Genomic DNA, 17,124 nt, shown 5'->3' with positions numbered 1-17,124 from the left:
AAAAAGTTGCGCGCGGTGGTGGCGCGCAAGAGACGCTACCTGTCTACCGGCTCTTTTGCGCTCGGCGTTTGGCAGCTTGCGGACCTATAAAGGTACGCACAACCCCGTTACCAATAAAGTAAACTCCGCTAATCCACCACAGCCACCAAACGATTGGATTACGCTCCGGGAAATAGATAGTGAGCCAAATAATGCAAAACAGCCAGACAACTACCGACAAAATATTTAGCCACCGCAGTCGTTCCACCCGGAAAGGATGACAGAAAGTAAGGGGAGAAAGCGTCAAAACAATAAATAACACCACTATCGTGAGGTTAAACCACCAGCTCATATCCACTAAATACAGATACAAAATCACGATATTCCAGGCGGCCGGGAAGCCCACGAAATAGTTATCGGAACTCTTGGCTTTCTTATTGCAGTAACAAAACATTGAGGACGCGCAAACTGCCACCATCAACACCGCAGTCACTATCAAATCAATACCCTTGCCGGGCACGCCAGGAGCAAACGACAGGTTTTGAGACATAAAAATTGCAGGAATAAACGTCCAGGTCAAGTAATCGACAATCAAGTCGAGGGAAGAACCATCAAACCAGGGAACAACCTCTTTAACCCGGTAACGCCGAGCAAAAGTGCCATCAAGACCATCAACAATCAGGCTAATAGCCAGCCATCCCCACATTTGGAGATATTCTTGACGCATCAAAGCCAACATGGCACAGCACGCCCAAATTACCGCTGACCCGGTAAAAGCATGTACAGCCCAGGCTTTCAGGTGATCAGCGCGAGTGAACTGGGACTTATCCGCACTTGAAGTCTCTTTCATAGTCCCTATTTTGCCCTAGGGTTTCGAATAAGCGAAACCCTGAAACCTGTTGTGGGGCTTTAACCGTCCTTCTCCCCAAGAGGTTCCTCTGAGCTAAGCTATAAAATAGCTCTATGAGTTCCGCCCCACTAAATGAACTCCTGGACGATTTAGAGGACCAGGATAAGCTGGATGACCCTTTAGAAGTACTCTCCGGTTTCACTACTTGGGCAGCCTCTACCCGTCGGGCACTGTATCCCCATCAAGAACAAGCTGCCACCGAGATTTTTGCGGGCAACCATGTAATTGCCGCCACCCCCACCGGTTCTGGTAAATCAATGATTGCTCTCGCCGCCCATCTGGCGGCACTGGCCAACAATCAGCGCTCTTTCTACACCGCACCGATTAAAGCCTTAGTTTCTGAAAAATTTTTCTCGCTGGTAGACCTATTCGGAGCTCGCAATGTCGGCATGATTACCGGCGATATTTCCTTAAATGCACAGGCTCCAATCATCTGCTGCACCGCTGAAATCCTGGCCAACCAGTCACTTCGCGAGGGCAGCGAACTAGATGCGGGAACGGTAGTCATGGACGAGTTTCATTACTACGCCGACCCTGACCGAGGTTGGGCTTGGCAAGTTCCACTCTTAGAACTGCCACACGTACAGTTTGTCCTCATGTCTGCCACCCTAGGGGATGTAGATTTTTTCGTACGCGATCTAAAAGAGCGTACTAAAAGAGAAGTAGCGCTAATAGACAACGCCAAACGTCCCGTACCTCTAGAAATGTCCTACACCGAAGATGAACTGCAATACCTACTGGAAAGCCTGGTAGAGGCGGGACACTGGCCAATCTACCTGGTACATTTTTCCCAAAATGACGCGGTCAAAACCGCCCAGGGACTAGCCTCCGCTAATCTCGCCCCTCGCAAGCAACGGGAAAAAATCGCCAGCTACCTAAAGGGAGTACATTTTGGCAAGGGGTTCGGACAGACTCTTTCCCGACTGCTACGCCTGGGGGTAGGGGTACATCATGCGGGAATGTTGCCCCGCTACCGCCTCTTAGTCGAACAACTCGCTCAGCGAGGCTTATTGGCAGTAATCTGCGGCACTGACACTTTAGGGGTGGGGATAAATGTTCCTATCCGTACCGTGGTTTTCACCTCCTTGGTAAAGTTTGATGGACACCGCGAGCGGCATCTCTCCGCCCGAGAATTCCATCAGATTGCGGGTCGAGCTGGACGCGCCGGTTTTGACACTATGGGATTTGTTGAAGTGCAGGCTCCTGCCGAAATAATAGAAGCCAAGAAACTTGCCCAAAAGGACGGAAAACGCAAGAGCTCGTCCTCGGCAAAAAGCCAGAAACCGAAAATCTCTTGGGGGCGGGGAACTTTTGAGCGTCTGCAATCTGCCCCACCCGAGCCGTTACGCTCCCATTTTCAAATTGATCATTCAATGGTGCTCAACGTACTTGCCGGTCGGCGCAACGGCGGCAAGCATTTAGCGTGGTTAGCTCGCAATAACCATGACCGCCCGCAGCAGATTAACCCCCATTTGCGCCGCCTAGGGCAGGTTTATTCTTCGTTAAAACAGGCGGAGGTGATTAGACATCTCCCCTCTGAAAAGGCAGGGTATCGCGGTCGGGTAGAGCTCACCCAAGAGCTTCCACAGGACTTTGCCCTTAACCAGCCGCTCTCTCCTTTCGCCCTCGCTGCCCTGGATTTACTAGATTGTGACAGTCCCGATTATGCCCTCGATTTGGTTTCGATTGTGGAATCGGTATTAGAAGATCCCCGCCAGGTGCTTATCGCCCAACAAAAAGCCGAACGTGACCAGGTATATCAGCAGCTCAGACGGGAAAAGGTTGAATATAATCAACGGCAAGAAATCTTGGATGAAATTAGCTGGCCACAGCCACTTGCACAGCTAATAGCGGGAGCGTTTCACACTTTCGCGCAATCTAATCCCTGGGTCTATGGCTTTGCGCCCTCACCAAAATCTGTGGTGCGTTATCTGGTGGAAAATGCGCTAACTTTCACCCAGTTCATTTCCCGTTTTGACCTTTCACGCAGCGAGGGCGTGGTGTTGCGTTATTTAACCGACGCTTACCGCGCTTTGGGGCAGATTGTTCCTCCGCACCGCCGCAGTGAAGACTTCGAGTTGATATTGGAGTGGCTGGGGAAAACGGTAAGGGGCGTGGATTCTTCCCTGCTTGACGAGTGGGAGTCTTTAGCCAGCGGGAAAAGAACTAGCGACACCCCGATGGACAGTGATGAAGAAACCGCTTTTGGGGTGGGGGATAATATCCCTTTGAGCGCTAATCCATTTGCGCTACGTAAGGCGCTGCGCAACGAAAGCTGGCAGCGCGTAGAGGCAGTTGCTTTTGATGATGTAAACCGTTTGCAAGCTGGCGCACTTTTGCGCGCTGACGGTAGCTCCTGGTCTACAGCTGATTATAAAGAGCTGCTTGATGACTATTGGGAACGTTATGACGACCTGGTTTTAGACCAAGAGGCCCGCTCGGCGAGCCACGCGGTGATTAACGAGGGCGAGCAAGCGCGAGAGGTACTGTCGCGTTATCTGGATGCAGATAGCCATTTACTCCGCGGCAGTAATGTGTGGTCTTTATTGCAGGAAGTAGATGATGGCAGCGGTCTTTGGGAATGGCGAATGCTTTTTGCCTTAGATATAGCTAAAACCGATGAAAGTGGGCAGCTTTGTCTGTATCTGGTTGCCTATGGGGATTTATTTTAGGAGATTTCTTCCCGTATTCCTCCCCTAGAGCACTTCAGCACTTGCGATAGGTTTTCTGCAAATAGGCAGCGGGTTTAACTGGATTTGGCACGCCCTCTAGACTTAAAACTATGGATTTAGAAACCAGTGTAGCAAGGGTAGATGAGCGGATTAGCGCTGCCTGTGAGGCGGCGGGCAGGAATCGCAGCGAAGTTACTTTAGAGTTGGCGGTCAAGACCCGCAGCAGCCAAGAGATTATTGCTGCTGCTAAGCAACTAGTTAAGCGCGGTCTGCCAGTGGTTCTAGGTCACAACCATGTTCAGGAAGCCCAGGCAACCAACCCGGCAATACGGCAGGTCGATCTTGGCGCTACAGTTCATATGATAGGGCATTTACAGGGCAATAAGATTAGCGCCGCTTTAGAGGTTTGCGACCTGGTTGAAACCGTGGATTCAATTAAAACTGCGCAGCGTTTGGTGCGCCGCCTGGAAGCGAACTATCCGGGGCGCACTTTACCTTGCTTTATTGAAGTGAACTGTTCGCGCGAAGCCGCTAAGGCGGGGGTAAGCCCGGAAAAAGCGGAAGATTTAACCCAGCAGGTCTTAGCTATGGAGCAGCTACGGCTTTGCGGTTTTATGACAATTGGGGCGCTTAGCTTAGATGAATCCCAAATTCGTTCTTCTTTTGAAATCCTGCGTAACCTGCGTGATAAAACCGTAGCTAGCGGAGGACGAGGACAAGATGCCACCGAACTTTCGATGGGAATGTCCCAAGACCTGGAACTGGCAATCGCAGAGGGCGCAACTATAGTACGTATCGGCACCGATATTTTTGGTTCGCGCAACTACCACTAGAGGCTGCACCTACCTCTTTCAGAAAAAGCAAGCAGTACCCTGAGCGGACGGTCTAGTTAGTCAGCTACCTAGTTGGCCACCCGACGTGAATCTAGAATCGCTTCTACATCCACCGGTTTGGTTTGGGCGATTAACTGGGCAGTGGTCAGCGATTCTTCAGTGCGGGCTTGGGGACGGCTAGGGCGATAGGGCGAATGCGACCTGCTTGCTAAATGCTGCGATAACAATTCGGAGGCATCTACGTCACGGCGCGCCAGTCGCGGTTTAAGCGCATAAATCGGTTTCGGCATCGGCGTGGGAGTCCAGGCACGCCCAGAGGAAACAGCCGGTAGGCTAGCTGAATCTTGCTTATTTGCCGCGCTATTGCCGGTGTGTGCGCTGTTAGTAACTGCGGAGATTTCGTCAGCTTTTTCAACAGAAACTGATGTCGAAATCGCCTTGGTTTCCAAGGCAGGCTGCGCGTCAAGATTGCTTACTGTTTCTAGCTTACTGGTTGCTATTGAAGTCTCATTAGCGCTGTAAGCTAGCTCTCCAGCAACTTTTGTCGGCAACGTTGATTCTTCTGTCTCAGTTGATTTTGCCGTAGCTGCCTGTGTTTGCGTTTCCTGGCCGGCGGTAAAAATCTCGCGGAACATTGAAGCCCGGCGAGCCGCATCAGCCATTTTAGCTAGGGCTGCGCGTCCTTTGCCCGTTGCAGATAGATTCTCTTTCGCATAGGACTCGCAAGATTGCGTTAGAGCGGTTTCGGTTTTCGCTTGCGCACCCAGCGTTACTTGGTTTTCCTTAACGTCTGCTGCGGCTACCGCCTCGCCTTGGGAGCTAGCTTTAGCTTTTGCCGTAATTTGGGCGAATTTCTTTTCACTTTCGCTCATGCGGTGACCCTTAGCGGGGCGAGCTTCAAGAGAATGAATATATTCAAGGGCGCGCTGATCGTTTTCGCGACCAGCCTTTGCGGCTCGCACCCCTAATCCTAAGGTGGCAGTAATAGTTGCCAACGGGATCAGTACCCACAACCAGGAAAATGAGGAGATAACAAAGGCAGCGGTAACTAGTACCATCATCACCGCGAACTGTACGGTGAGCAGGGTAAGACGGCGGCGGGCTGCTTGCTCCCTAAGCTGTATTTGCTGCGCGCGTCTTAGTTTGGCGGCATTAAGTTCACTTTGGTCGCGTTGGGTTGGCGCTACTGGTCGCTGCATACTTCCTCCTAAAACCGGGGGGGTTATCCGGTAACCGTCCCGTTTCGTTTGCGTAGGATGAGTATTTAATACCCGCAATCCCGCACTAAAACGGTCTTTACCATGAGAATTAGCTTGCCGACGTTTGATATCGATTAAGAGCGGTAGATATATTCCTCCCAGAATCAACACCAATGCCGGTAAGGCAAATCCGATAAACTCCACATATCAAAAATAGGGTATTTAGAGTCAAGAATCTTGCTCCCTAAAGGCGTGTTGAACAGGCAATGTTATGAAATGTTTAGAAAAACGCAACATTCGTAACAACCACATCAGTAGCCACATTATTATTTCTGCTTTAATGCTCTATGACGCAGCAACCTATTCTTAAAACCGATTCACAGCGGACCCAAATGCGGCTTAATATCCAAATACTGAAAATAATCGAAAACTAGAACCCGCCCTCGGCAAAACCGTGAGACTCTCTAGACAGCCCGCCTCTAAAACGCGCCCTATTAATCAAATTGGAAACGTAACCACCCTCTGGAACTTCCTCGGCGGTAGCAGCATAACCCAAATGGTCAGCCCAGTTTCCCGCAATATAATAGAAACCGCGTTTACGCCCTTCAAAACGCAACCCCAACTTTTCAACTACCCGCAAGGAAGCCTTATTTTCGGGACGCACATTTATCTCCACGCGGTGTAAATGAGGAGACCCCAAACATAAATCCAACACCATGGCTACCGCGGCGGTAATCACTCCCCTGCCGCTATATTCCTCACTAACCCAGTAACCCAAATTTCCCGAATGAGACGCACCCAGCGCCACATCCCCGATACTTACCTGCCCTACCAGCTCCTGATCCGCCCAAACACCAAAGGAATAATACATTCCTTTGCGCACCAGTCGAGCGCTACGCCGAATAAAAGCCTCCAACTCCATATCTCGCGCGCGATACCCGTCCGGAGCGTTAGCCTCCCAGGGCGAAAGCCAACGATAATTATCAGCGCGAACCTGCGCCGCCAAACGATGATCACGGGCAGTCATTTCCAGCACTACCAGCCGACCTATTTCAACATTACCCGGCTTGACCAGCCCCAAAGCGCAAGGGTCATCAATCTGAACACTTAAACGCCCTCGAGACAGAAAAGTTAAACGCTCATACAACAAAACGGCAACCTAATCTAGCACCATACAGTGAAAATAATCCCCCTCGGAAACAGCCGTAACCGCCTCGGGGATAACCGCGAGCGCATTCGCACTCGCCATACTAGACAGTAAAAGATCCTCCGGTTTACCGGTTAGTCTTGCCCGATAACCACTGTCGGGAGCACCCACAATTTTAACGGGAACAAACTGGCGTCTACCTGCGGGAGAACGCCACCCACAATCAACCCTGGCTCGTAAAGAAGGACGATAAAGCTCCTGCCAACCAGCCATATGCCGCAGGCAGGGGCGCACGAAAATCTCGTAACAAATTTGGGCAGCTACCGGATTGCCCGGGAGACAAAAAATCGGAGTACCCTCGCCCACTGTTCCATATCCAAGTTGTTTACCAGGGGTCATCGCCACCATATCGAAACGAGCCGTACCTAAAGGAGCTAACACTTCCTTGACTGTATCGCCACTGCCATAGGACAGACCGCCGGTAGTGATAATAATATCTGCCCTAACCAGCTGATCTTCGATAGTTTCCGACAAAGCATTCTGTTCATCAGGAACCGCCGCTACCCGAAAAGTATCGGCTCGCGCATCTGCTACCGCTGAAGAAAGCGCATGTCCATTCGCGTCAAACACCGCACCGGCACGTACCGCTTTGCCCGGTTCAATTAGCTCGTCTCCGATAGATAAAATCACTACTCGAGGACGAGGACGAACCCTCACCCGCAAGCGCCCCACTCCCGCCAGCAGCGCCACCTGCCGAGAACCAATCCGGGTACCGGCACGCAAAATCGTTGTGCCAGCACTTACATCTTGACCGCGGCGTAAAATATTTTTACCTTTCGCCGGGGCAGACAGAATTTGCACCCGTGTCGATCCCTGATCGGTTTCCTCTAACGGAACCACCGTATCTGCCCCCATCGGTAAAGGTGCACCCGATGCAATCCGGACTGCCGCGTTTTCTACCAGGGAGCAGGGCTCGGCATCCCCCGCTTTCACCTCAGCAATTACGTCCAGGTACACTTGACGCATTTTCCCAGCACCACCCACATCTTGGGAACGTACCGCATATCCATCCAAAGTAGCCTGATCAGTAACCGGTAAATCAAAAGGAGCACTCACGTCCTCAGCCAGGACACACCCCACCGCATCCGGCAGCAACACATCCAAAGGATCTAGCGGAGCCACCAGGGATAGACAAGTATTCAAATGTTCCGCAACAGTACGCATTCGCCCTCCTGAAATCTAGTACTGTACCCAGCGTACCTGCCTTAGCCTTTAGCTTGAGGGCGAAAAGCCGAGCGGTCGCAAAGCAGAATCCGGTTATTATTAAGCTATGGAGGCTAAGAGCACCAAAGCGGATTTGAGAAAAAAGTTCCTCTCTCGCCGCCGCCTATCAGTTTTACCTAGTAAACGCGAACAGGAAGCAGCTACTGTGCGTCAGGCAGCCCAGCCATTACTGGATTTTTTAAAACCTGGGGACGCAGTTGCCAGTTACCTATCATTTGACACCGAGGTTCCCACATTTTTACTTAATCAAGCGGTTTTAGATGCCGGTATGAAACTATTTGTTCCTTGCAATCTTGCGCAGCCCCGTTGGGGACGGCTAGATCCGGTACAACACACTCGGGCTCTCTACCGCCGACTAAACCCGCACCCGCCTCTAATTTCTCGGGAACTAAAATGCGCTAATCTAGCAGATTTGGGCGTGAAACTTATTTTCCTACCCGCCGTAGCTGTCGATAGAACTGGAACCCGGCTAGGACGCGGTGCCGGTTGGTATGACCAGGCTTTATCGCACTGCGATGTCGATTGTACCCAGCGTCCACACCTAGTTGCACTGGTACATGATTGGGAGGTTTTAACTGCGGGAACGCTTCCCACAGAACCGCATGACCAGCGAGTTGATCAGGTTTTAACTTCCTCAGGTCGCTTACAGCAATTAACCGTGTCCCCACAGGGCGATAACTAACATTTTTACTGCACAAATTATCGCGGATTATCTTATGCGATAACCACCTACCAGTATTTAGCCATGCGAGAGTTTATTTGGCGTTGGCGACGAACGATTAGTCTGGTTTGTGTAATTGCAGTGATAATAACTTTACTGCGCCTGATATTGCCGCAGATAGAGACTAAACCGGTCATAGTCTCCGCAGTAGATATTCCTGCCGGAACCACCGTCAGCGCTAATCAGCTGCAGATTAAATCAGTTCCCATAGCCACCCTTCCTCCCCAAGCATTCCAGAAAAAAGAGCAGGCTATCGGGCAAAGAACAGCGATTCCCTTAGCGAAAGGAACTACCCTATTTCCAGCGCTTTTTTCATCTTCATCTTTTAGCCGGAAAGCCTATAAAGGACAGGTGATATTGGCTTTACCGCTACGTGAAAGCGATCAAGGACTGGTCGGAGCGGGAGATAAAATCATGTTTTTCCTCTCCGGAGCTAGCAGTCTAGACGCTAAAACCGATACCGCTAACGAACAGGAATCGGGGATTAATCGTAAAAATGCGACAGCAGATAATCCCGGAAATGAATCCCCAGAAAACGGCAGGGGCATTGAGGTAATCAAGGCGCAAGCATTATCCGTGAGTGAAGCCAGTACGTCTCTTACAGGTTCAGGAAAGGTCGCTACCATTGAAGTGGCGGTCAATCCTGCTGATGCTGCTCGGCTGGTACAAGCCAGCAAGAACGAGGCACTACAATTGGCGCGTACAGGTTAATTTTCATCTAAATGAGGAACAATGAGTGAAGAAAAAACCGGTTTCATTGCCGGATTCAAAGAGTTTATTTCTCGTGGAAACGCTATCGACCTGGCAGTTGGCGTAGTTATCGGTGCCGCATTTGGAGCCGTAGTCAGCGCCATTGTTAATAAGTTCATCAACCCGCTAATCGCTGGATTAATAGGCAAACCCAACTTTGATAAGGTTCTAGAATTTCATCTCGGCAGCGCTACCGTGCAACCGGGAGCGATAATCACTGCTCTAGTTAATTTCCTCCTGGTTGCTTTGGCTATTTACTGCTGCATCATCGTCCCGATGAACAAGGTGATTAAGGCACGTGAAGCCAAGAAGAAAACTGAAGAAGAGGACGAAGAACCCCAGACTGACCCCCAGGTCGAGCTACTAACCGAGATTCGCGACCTGCTTCAAGCAGAAAAATCCACTTCCCAAAGCAGCTAGCCTAGTCTCGGCTCTGGCTCGGTAAAAGTACCCTGGGTGAAGCGCGGGGGAAAGTTTGTCCTCCCGTAGTCGTCCGCGTACAGGGGCGGATTTTGCCTCGCGCCCCGAAATCCGGAAAATGCTTTGGCATTTTCACGGATTTAACGCCCGCAGCCTTCCCCTCGGCATAAACCCGCCCCTGCACGCTCAGTGTGCGCCTTACGGGAATCTAGCAAAGCTGTACCCTTTGCGTGGGGGAGAAGTTTTATCCGAGCAGGCTAGGCGGGTATCTGGGTGGATATCGGCGGTTCTTGTTTTCGCTGAGATGTTTACGCAGATGGTACCAGCGAGCGGGGAGCCTGGGTTTTATCCGAGTGGGTGCGGTGGGCATAAGAATTCAGAAAACACCGATACGTTTTCCAAAATTCTTGGGCGAGAGGACAAACTTTCCCCGCACGGACAGATTTCAGTCACACAAGGGGCGCGGCCGGAAAAAGATACGAGAGAAACATGCTAATTAGCGAGAGCAAGGAGGAGTATTTATGCCGATTAGGCTAGGCGGGCGTAAGACTTAGAAAAGACTGAAGTCTTTTCTAAGTCTTTGGGCAGGAGAAAAACCTAGTCCCTCACTTCACAGGCTAGGAACAGCCGGATCAGCGCGGGGGAAAGTTTAGTCCGAGTGGGTGCGGTGGGCATAAGAATTCGGAAAACGCCGCTACGTTTCCCGAATTCTTGGGCGGGAGGACAAACTTTCCCCCGCGCACCCCGGTTATCGAACCCGGATTCCCGGAGTGCTTTTACCGAGCCAGACCTGGATTAGGGACTATTGGTTACGTTCGCGCCAATGCGGCGGCATTTCGGATAGATAATCCACCTCGCGATGCCTCTCCGCTCCATCGCAAGCCTCGTCCTCGTCAAAGACTGAATCAACATTTTCCTGCCAGGAGGTAGGTTTCCCCTCTCGCATACGGATAGAATCAACCTCACTGTAGGTACGTACTGCCGCATGTTTCATAGCTAGCTGTTTCGCTTTACCACGTTTGACAATATCGCGTCTACCTGGCTGTCACGCCGTTGCAAACCTAATTCAGCAAAAAGTAAATCGACTTCCTCATCCAGGCTGCGTCCTTTGCTATCGGAACGAATCCAGGCAAGCAAATCGTCAAGCTGGTCATCTCCATAAGCAGTTAGCGGTAATCCCCTAGAAAGCGGAGGTCGCTTGATGGGGCGATTCGGAGCATCGTCTTCTTCGGGCATCGGCGCAAGCGCCGGTGAAAGCTCGACGGAAGGAGGCTGCACAGCCGGTTCACCAGCGGGAACAGGAGAAGCTGCAACCTGGCGTTGGGCTTGTGCTTTCTTGCGTTCTTCAACTACATCTACCACTAGGTCAAGTAGGCGTTGGGCTTGAGCCGCCGGATCCATAAATACGGCGGTAGAGTAAACCATGCTGACTACCCAACCATATTCTTTAAGCCGGTCAAGCCAATGCCGTTCGCGACGTCGTAATGATTTTTCTGCCACATAGTCGGGATTATCGGTGAGCACTGCGACCAACAATTCATCTGGATAATCGGGATGCCCGATTGCTAAAGGAATCCGCATACCGTTCTTTGGTCCCAGATTCGGGATTACGGTTAATCCCACCGAATATAGTCTTTCTGCAAGATCTAATAGGAGACGATCAGGTTGCGATTCTTCCTCGCCCATTGCCTGAGCTGCCTGGACTGGGCCTACAGTTTGCGACTGTGAGCGGGCAGCTTGCAGCAGGTCATACAGCATTTTCGAGCCGGCACTATGAAGCCGCTGGGAATCGATTGCTTGCGGGGAAATTGAAGAAATGAGTGACAGCTCTTTACGTACCATAGATAGCGCATCTACCAGTAGCGCAGTGCCATCAGCTGCTGATATTACCCCGAAATTATGTAGCACCTGTCCGTGGGGAGTTTTCGCGAAACCAATCGATAAAATAACGTGATCTCGGCGCAAACCGGCTGCTCCGGCGGCATCTACTATCACGAATGGTTCTTCTGGGTTATTTGCTAAGAACTTATCTAGTTCGGGGTTACGGGCAACTTCACTCATGATAGCAGCGCTAATTCGTTGCGCATGTTTGACCGTTAAGGCTACTACCCCTAGAGATTCTTTCGGTTGGTTCGCGGCGTGCTGGCACACCTGGCGCACAACCTCTTCAACCTCTTGCGAAGAGGTTTCTACACATTGCGCCCCTATCGCGGGCATTCCTCTGCCATCAACTACGGTTAAAGTGACCGGACGAGAAGGACGAGGTACCGTTACTGGCATCACGTCTCGTCCGTAGTTGTGTTCTGCCAGGAATGAGGCTACCCATTCGTTTACCCGACTGCGGGTAGGAGGTGCAGTTAGTTGCGGGAATATACCGGCGAAATCTGAAACGGTTCCCTGTTCACTGCGGCGTACATCTCCCACAACTACCACTTGTTTAGCGCGAGCAACTGCCGGTATAACTTCCGCTAAATTGGCGTTTTCTATCCCGTCTAAGACCAGCAAATCTACCGGATGATCATTGCCAAGAATCTGCGGTATCATCACTGGCGGGATAGCGCGGATAGGACGCAGACGTTCCACAATCGGGAATTGTCCGATTATTTCTGGTAAATCGGTGCGTGCATCTTTGAGAACCTGTTCCAAGTCGGCAATGTTTTCAGTTTGCGATTCCACCAGTTTTGCCACCTGGCGCTGAATATGTTCTAGAACTTGAGCAGAGAGCGAATTAACTTGGGCAAGATCTAGTTCTCGTAGGCTGGCAGCTAGTTCTTCTAAATGTTCACCGTCAAAGTGGGCGAGCCTATCATCAAGTCGCAGCATTTCCGCCAAAGCCGATGCCCACCAGGCTAAATCTAGCTCCATGCGCACTAAATCGGCAGGGACTCTTCTGGCGCGTAAATCTTCTACCAGCTCATCTACCCCGAAATCGTGTAGCTCTTTCAAAATCGCTACCCGTTGTGGCAGTCTTTGAGCACCTTTTTCATCTGCTGAAAGGCTATCCATCAAACTGGCTAGTTTATCTAACGGCATTTCTGATAAATCACCAAAACCAGTTGAAAAGAAGGGTTGCAGTTGGGAAAGATGAGTACGCAGTGCTTCCTCAGCTTTTTGCATCTGGTCGAGGCGACCAGGAAGCACCGGCCAGCCCCCGCCCGGAGAATACTCACGCCAAATCCGTCTTTGCTGTTGTACCCGAATTAATTCCCGATGCAAATCTTCGACTTTACGTCCCGGACGTACCATGTCTTTAGCCTGTTTTACTAGGTGACGACGCTGGGATTCTTTCATGTTCAGGGCGCGTTCTTTACGCCATTTCTTGGTCGCGGTCGCAATCACCATATCGGCTGCTGAACGTTCAAAAACCTGGGGTTTGAAAACATCCATTGCTTCGCGCAAACCGTCAAGCATTTTCAACTGATCATGCCACTGGTTGAGGGTAGTGGCTCGGCGTAAACCGGTTTCTTTTTGTGTTCGGTCAATATCCGCGCGTACTTGCGGCAAGGTTCTACCTGCCAATTGATTAACGCCATCAACTGCGGTATCAACCATTTCTGGCGAAGACACCACCACCGAATACCAAGGGTTACTGGCTCGGGTTTGCGAGAATATTCCTTCTCGCTGGGCTTGTGCCAGTAGCTCTTGAACTCGTTTTGCCCCATCTGAGGCAATGTGATGCAAAGTTTCTAAATCGAAACGCACTTTGGTTCTAGGTCCAGGTTTCATAGCAGTTAAATCTGCTAACACCTGGAGCGCATCATAGGCGGAGACTTGCCAGGGGTCACGTTTACAATGCAATTGTTCCATATATCCGCCCAGTTGGGAACGGATTTGGGAAAGCTCATTACGCATCTGAGTGGTGGCAGCGCCCGCTTCGGAATCTATTGCGGGTACCGCAGTGCCAAGAGTTTCTAGCAGCTTTGCGGGTACAATATCGCGCCACCGGCTGCGATTAGATAAATCTAAGGTGAGGCTGTCTAAACCTAAACGCCCGAGAACTGCAAATACCTGTTGTAGGCGACGGCGCGCTCCCGGAACGTAGGCTATGGTTCTTCCTGCGCTGGCTCCGTCAGCAAGTATCGCTGCCACTGTGGAGGTTATTTCTGATTCTGGGGGCGCATCTAAGAGCAAGTTTGCACCGGAAGCGACCGCATCTAGCACATTGTGTTGAGCGGGATCCAGGTCGCCAACTCCGTGTTCTGCCAAGGGGTCACGGTCGGTTACTACCGGATCGGGCAGTGGGGACAGAACCGCTCCCGCAGCCTGGACATCTCCGCACAGCGCTGCGACTACCGGTGAGTGTTGCAATAAATCTTTATTAAGCGAAAAGTCTTTTACCAGGTTAGATAAGGGGTGTAGATACTGTCCGACAGTCAAAGAATCATACAGGTCAAACCCCAACAGGTGCCGCAATCCCAAACGGCGCAGCTCATGCAATGCATTCGTAGGGCTAAATGCTACCTCTGTCTGCAATCCCTGCAATATGGAAACGATTTCACCCTGTTCACCTTTTTCCCTCAGCGCAGCTTCTAGCGGGGGCCATACTTCTACCGCAGTATCTAAAGTGAGCAGCACATCCTCGTCTGCGGTTAAGGAAATTTCTACCGGACATAGCAGAGCCGGCCCGGTGATGGTACGCGGTTCGCTGGCGCGAACTTTTTCAATATCATAAACTGCGCTCTCGGTGTCATCTGGTTGCAGAGTATCCTCATTGGAAACCCCAGTTGAGCTTAGGGTAGAGGCAGCGGCCGCCGAGGTTTTCGTAGCTGAGGACGCGCCGCTCACGCTGGCACGATCCCAGGCTGCCCCCAAGCTCCCGCCCTGTCGCCAGGAAGCAGTACCGATAGCCAGATAAACCGGGCCGGAACCATAACGAGATTCACGATCACGCGCAGCGGAGAGCACTTCCCGTGCTCGAATCCGACAATGCGAAAGGGCGCGCGGTTCCCGTACCAGGTTTGATAAGCGTGTCGGCCGCCCTCCATAAAGTTGCGCCAAGCCCCCGGGATGCGCGGCAGATAGTTCCAAATACCCAGAGGCAGTTTCCTCTGCAATAATCTGCTCTAGATTGGCGCTCCAGCGCGTTAAGGCCTCATCAATTAGTTCTTCCCGGCTAGTGACAGCCGATTTTACCGGCTGTGCTTCACTGTCTGCCGTTTCTGTTGAGTTCATGTTGGTTTCCGGGTTATAGCTCACCATGCCAGCATACGAGAAGTAAAAGGTTTTCCCTGGTTGCCATGCCCTAAGAACTCGAAAACGACATTTATCACTTCCCCAAGACACCTAGCGATTTTCGCGCTCAGTTTCTAGGCGGGTTTCCGAGTGTTATCCTAGACAGGTTGAGGCGCTATCTCTCGCCTTACGCCCTCGTAGCTCAGGGGATAGAGCACCGCTCTCCTAAAGCGGGTGTCGGACGTTCGAATCGTCTCGGGGGCACTATAAAGACGCTGCTTTTTCCCGCCCTCAAAAGTCACTTTCGTCAGGCATAATGGCGAGGGCGAACCGGGGATTACTAACTTAGGTTCCGGTATCGCGTGACTGGTTATCCATAATCCGTTGCCGCTCTGCTCGTTCTTTCCGCCGTCGCATCGCCCGCTCACGCGGTCCCTCAATCGAAATAAAAGGACGGGAAACCCGGAGGGTAACATCGACTCTCCAATGTCGCCAGAGCCAAAGCCCCACAGTCACTGCCACCAGTAAAGAAGCTATCGCCCCCACCCCGAGTGACCAACGTGGCCCCCAATGTTCGGCCACCCAGCCAATTATTGGGGCTCCAATCGGAGTGGTTCCCAGGAAGAAGAGGAAATAGATAGAGAGCACTCGTCCTCTAATTTCTTCGTCAGTAGAAACTTGGATAGCAGCATTTGCACAGGTAAGCAGGTTTAGCATCACGAATCCGGTAGGTATCAGCAGCAGCGCAAACACCTCATAGGTGGGGCAAAGCGCCAATGCGCCCTCTAAAATCCCGAAAATTACCGCTGAAACCACCACGGTAAAAACCCTCGGTTGGGTACGGCGCGCCGCCTGGAAAGCTCCCCCAAGAGCCCCGATAGCCATCACTGACCCCAACAAACCGTATTCTCCCGCTCCTTTGCCGAACACTTTAGTTGCCATCACCGCTTGCGTAAGCTGGAAGTTTAGCCCCAAGGCTCCCACAACCGTCAAAATCACGATAATAGCTTTAATATCGGTACGGTTTTGCACGTATCGCAATCCCTCACGCATCATTCCCTTGGTGCGAGGAGCCTTTTCGGGGGTGTAAAGCCGGGCGGTATCCATGAAACATAGCCCCACCACCGGCACTATAAACAGGGCAAAATTGGCGATAAACACCCAGCCTGGACCGATTCCGGCAATCACAAACCCCGCCAGTCCCGGACCGATTAAACGGGCAGAATTAAAAGCCATAGAGTTTAACCCCACCGCATTAGGTAAATCCTGCTCGGTGACCAGTTCCGAAATAAAGGCTTGGCGCGCAGGGGAGGTTAAACAATCGGCTACCCCACTCACCAGGGCGATTATATAGATATGCCAGAGGGCGGCTACCCCGGTAAGTAACAACACTCCGGTTAAAAGTCCGCTAAGGGCGACTACGCATTGACAGATTTGGATGATGTGACGCCGATCGAAGCGGTCGGCAACTATTCCGGCAGGTATAGATAGCAACAATTGTGGCAGGAACTGCAAGGCGGTGACCAGCCCTACCGCGAAACCAGAGTGAGCGGTAAGCACGGTTAATACCACCCAGTCTTGAGCGACTCTTTGCATCCAGGTGGCGGTGGAAGCGAAGATATTGGATAGCCACCACAGCCGGTAGTTGCGGTATTTGAAGGAAGTGAATGTGCGCGACAAAACTACCTCCCCCATTTTTGGAATCACCAATCCGCTATAGTTTCAGCCTACTCGGGTTATTTCGTTGTGCCATCTATCCTCGCTAAAAGCGTAGCTGACTGGTCGAGGGACGAGGGTGAAAGATTAGCTGCTATCGCCTAAGTGACCCGATACACGGAGCTAGTTTTTGGACACTCTCACCCCGTCCGTTAAACTGTGGAAGTACTTTGACATTGGAGATGTCGCATAGTGGCCTAGTGCGCTCCCCTGCTAAGGGAGTTGGGGTGGATAGCCCCTCGAGGGTTCGAATCCCTCCATCTCCGCCGTGTGATGTCCCGCGACATATGTCCGCATATGTCGCGGGATTTTTTGGGTTTT

12 protein-coding genes and 2 tRNA genes are annotated in these 17,124 nt (G+C 51.5%); 7 read left to right on the top strand and 7 right to left on the bottom strand.

The window, feature by feature from the left end:
- Positions 1 to 43 precede the first annotated feature (43 nt).
- On the bottom strand, positions 44 to 829 hold the full coding sequence (locus PG728_RS08485; protein ID WP_270627045.1) for a CDP-alcohol phosphatidyltransferase family protein: 786 nt from the start codon (positions 827 to 829) through the stop codon (positions 44 to 46).
- Positions 830 to 942: 113 nt separating this feature from the next.
- Here PG728_RS08485 and PG728_RS08480 point away from each other — a divergent pair, with 113 nt between their 5' ends.
- Together PG728_RS08480 and PG728_RS08475 are read left to right on the top strand one after the other, a co-directional pair.
- Entirely contained in the window at positions 943 to 3,561 is a 2,619-nt protein-coding gene (locus PG728_RS08480; protein WP_270627043.1) for a DEAD/DEAH box helicase, read from the top strand.
- Positions 3,562 to 3,671: 110 nt separating this feature from the next.
- Positions 3,672 to 4,394 carry a YggS family pyridoxal phosphate-dependent enzyme gene (locus PG728_RS08475; protein ID WP_270627041.1) on the top strand — a complete coding sequence of 241 codons (723 nt, stop codon included), beginning with the start codon at positions 3,672 to 3,674 and terminating at the stop codon, positions 4,392 to 4,394.
- A gap of 68 nt (positions 4,395 to 4,462) precedes the next feature.
- Here the strand turns inward: PG728_RS08475 and PG728_RS08470 are convergent, their stop codons facing one another.
- From PG728_RS08470 to PG728_RS08460, 3 genes are all read right to left on the bottom strand, one after another.
- Positions 4,463 to 5,797 (bottom strand): hypothetical protein, encoded by a 1,335-nt coding sequence (locus tag PG728_RS08470; RefSeq protein ID WP_270627039.1) that lies wholly within the window; start codon positions 5,795 to 5,797, stop codon positions 4,463 to 4,465.
- Between the two features lie 226 nt (positions 5,798 to 6,023).
- Positions 6,024 to 6,740 (bottom strand): GNAT family N-acetyltransferase, encoded by a 717-nt coding sequence (locus PG728_RS08465; RefSeq protein ID WP_270627037.1) that lies wholly within the window; start codon positions 6,738 to 6,740, stop codon positions 6,024 to 6,026.
- Positions 6,741 to 6,752: 12 nt separating this feature from the next.
- Positions 6,753 to 7,964 (bottom strand): molybdopterin molybdotransferase MoeA, encoded by a 1,212-nt coding sequence (locus PG728_RS08460; protein ID WP_270627035.1) that lies wholly within the window; start codon positions 7,962 to 7,964, stop codon positions 6,753 to 6,755.
- A gap of 106 nt (positions 7,965 to 8,070) precedes the next feature.
- Here PG728_RS08460 and PG728_RS08455 point away from each other — a divergent pair, with 106 nt between their 5' ends.
- The 3 genes from PG728_RS08455 (at position 8,071) to mscL (ending at position 9,915) form a co-directional block, all read left to right on the top strand.
- Complete coding sequence (locus tag PG728_RS08455; protein ID WP_270627033.1) at positions 8,071 to 8,706, top strand: 5-formyltetrahydrofolate cyclo-ligase; 636 nt, start codon at positions 8,071 to 8,073, stop codon at positions 8,704 to 8,706.
- 63 nt (positions 8,707 to 8,769) lie between these two features.
- Positions 8,770 to 9,456, top strand: coding sequence for an SAF domain-containing protein (locus tag PG728_RS08450; RefSeq protein WP_270627032.1), 687 nt, complete (start codon positions 8,770 to 8,772; stop codon positions 9,454 to 9,456).
- Between the two features lie 21 nt (positions 9,457 to 9,477).
- Positions 9,478 to 9,915, top strand: coding sequence for a large conductance mechanosensitive channel protein MscL (gene mscL, locus PG728_RS08445; RefSeq protein ID WP_270627030.1), 438 nt, complete (start codon positions 9,478 to 9,480; stop codon positions 9,913 to 9,915).
- A gap of 802 nt (positions 9,916 to 10,717) precedes the next feature.
- Here the strand turns inward: mscL and PG728_RS08440 are convergent.
- Both PG728_RS08440 and PG728_RS08435 read right to left on the bottom strand, forming a co-directional pair.
- Positions 10,718 to 10,909 carry a hypothetical protein gene (locus tag PG728_RS08440; RefSeq protein ID WP_072510189.1) on the bottom strand — a complete coding sequence of 64 codons (192 nt, stop codon included), beginning with the start codon at positions 10,907 to 10,909 and terminating at the stop codon, positions 10,718 to 10,720.
- Positions 10,910 to 10,911: 2 nt separating this feature from the next.
- On the bottom strand, positions 10,912 to 15,087 hold the full coding sequence (locus tag PG728_RS08435) for a DNA helicase (protein ID WP_270627028.1): 4,176 nt from the start codon (positions 15,085 to 15,087) through the stop codon (positions 10,912 to 10,914).
- 191 nt (positions 15,088 to 15,278) lie between these two features.
- On the opposite strand from PG728_RS08435, the gene PG728_RS08430 reads away from it, so the two are divergent.
- Positions 15,279 to 15,351: transfer RNA gene (locus tag PG728_RS08430), tRNA-Arg, on the top strand.
- Between the two features lie 81 nt (positions 15,352 to 15,432).
- On the opposite strand, the gene PG728_RS08425 is transcribed toward PG728_RS08430, so the two are convergent.
- Positions 15,433 to 16,794, bottom strand: coding sequence for an MFS transporter (locus PG728_RS08425; RefSeq protein ID WP_270627026.1), 1,362 nt, complete (start codon positions 16,792 to 16,794; stop codon positions 15,433 to 15,435).
- Positions 16,795 to 16,981: 187 nt separating this feature from the next.
- On the opposite strand from PG728_RS08425, the gene PG728_RS08420 reads away from it, so the two are divergent.
- A tRNA-Ser gene (locus tag PG728_RS08420) sits at positions 16,982 to 17,069 on the top strand.
- Positions 17,070 to 17,124: the final 55 nt, after the last annotated feature.

Origin of the sequence: Varibaculum timonense (assembly GCF_027694345.1) — a bacterium.
Classification (GTDB): domain Bacteria; phylum Actinomycetota; class Actinomycetes; order Actinomycetales; family Actinomycetaceae; genus Varibaculum; species Varibaculum timonense_A.
The sequence above is the reverse complement of the archived record's forward strand: the minus strand, read 5'-3'. Positions and strand labels throughout refer to the sequence as shown.

What these genes read in the sequence shown, in the direction of transcription:
- PG728_RS08485 (WP_270627045.1), bottom strand. Translation starts at nt 829, where the DNA reads ATGAAAGAGACTTCAAGTGCGGATAAGTCCCAGTTCACTCGCGCTGAT.
- PG728_RS08480 (WP_270627043.1), top strand. Translation starts at nt 943, where the DNA reads ATGAGTTCCGCCCCACTAAATGAACTCCTGGACGATTTAGAGGACCAG.
- PG728_RS08475 (WP_270627041.1), top strand. Translation starts at nt 3,672, where the DNA reads ATGGATTTAGAAACCAGTGTAGCAAGGGTAGATGAGCGGATTAGCGCT.
- PG728_RS08460 (WP_270627035.1), bottom strand. Translation starts at nt 7,964, where the DNA reads ATGCGTACTGTTGCGGAACATTTGAATACTTGTCTATCCCTGGTGGCT.
- PG728_RS08455 (WP_270627033.1), top strand. Translation starts at nt 8,071, where the DNA reads ATGGAGGCTAAGAGCACCAAAGCGGATTTGAGAAAAAAGTTCCTCTCT.
- PG728_RS08450 (WP_270627032.1), top strand. Translation starts at nt 8,770, where the DNA reads ATGCGAGAGTTTATTTGGCGTTGGCGACGAACGATTAGTCTGGTTTGT.
- mscL (WP_270627030.1), top strand. Translation starts at nt 9,478, where the DNA reads ATGAGTGAAGAAAAAACCGGTTTCATTGCCGGATTCAAAGAGTTTATT.
- PG728_RS08440 (WP_072510189.1), bottom strand. Translation starts at nt 10,909, where the DNA reads ATGAAACATGCGGCAGTACGTACCTACAGTGAGGTTGATTCTATCCGT.
- PG728_RS08435 (WP_270627028.1), bottom strand. Translation starts at nt 15,087, where the DNA reads ATGAACTCAACAGAAACGGCAGACAGTGAAGCACAGCCGGTAAAATCG.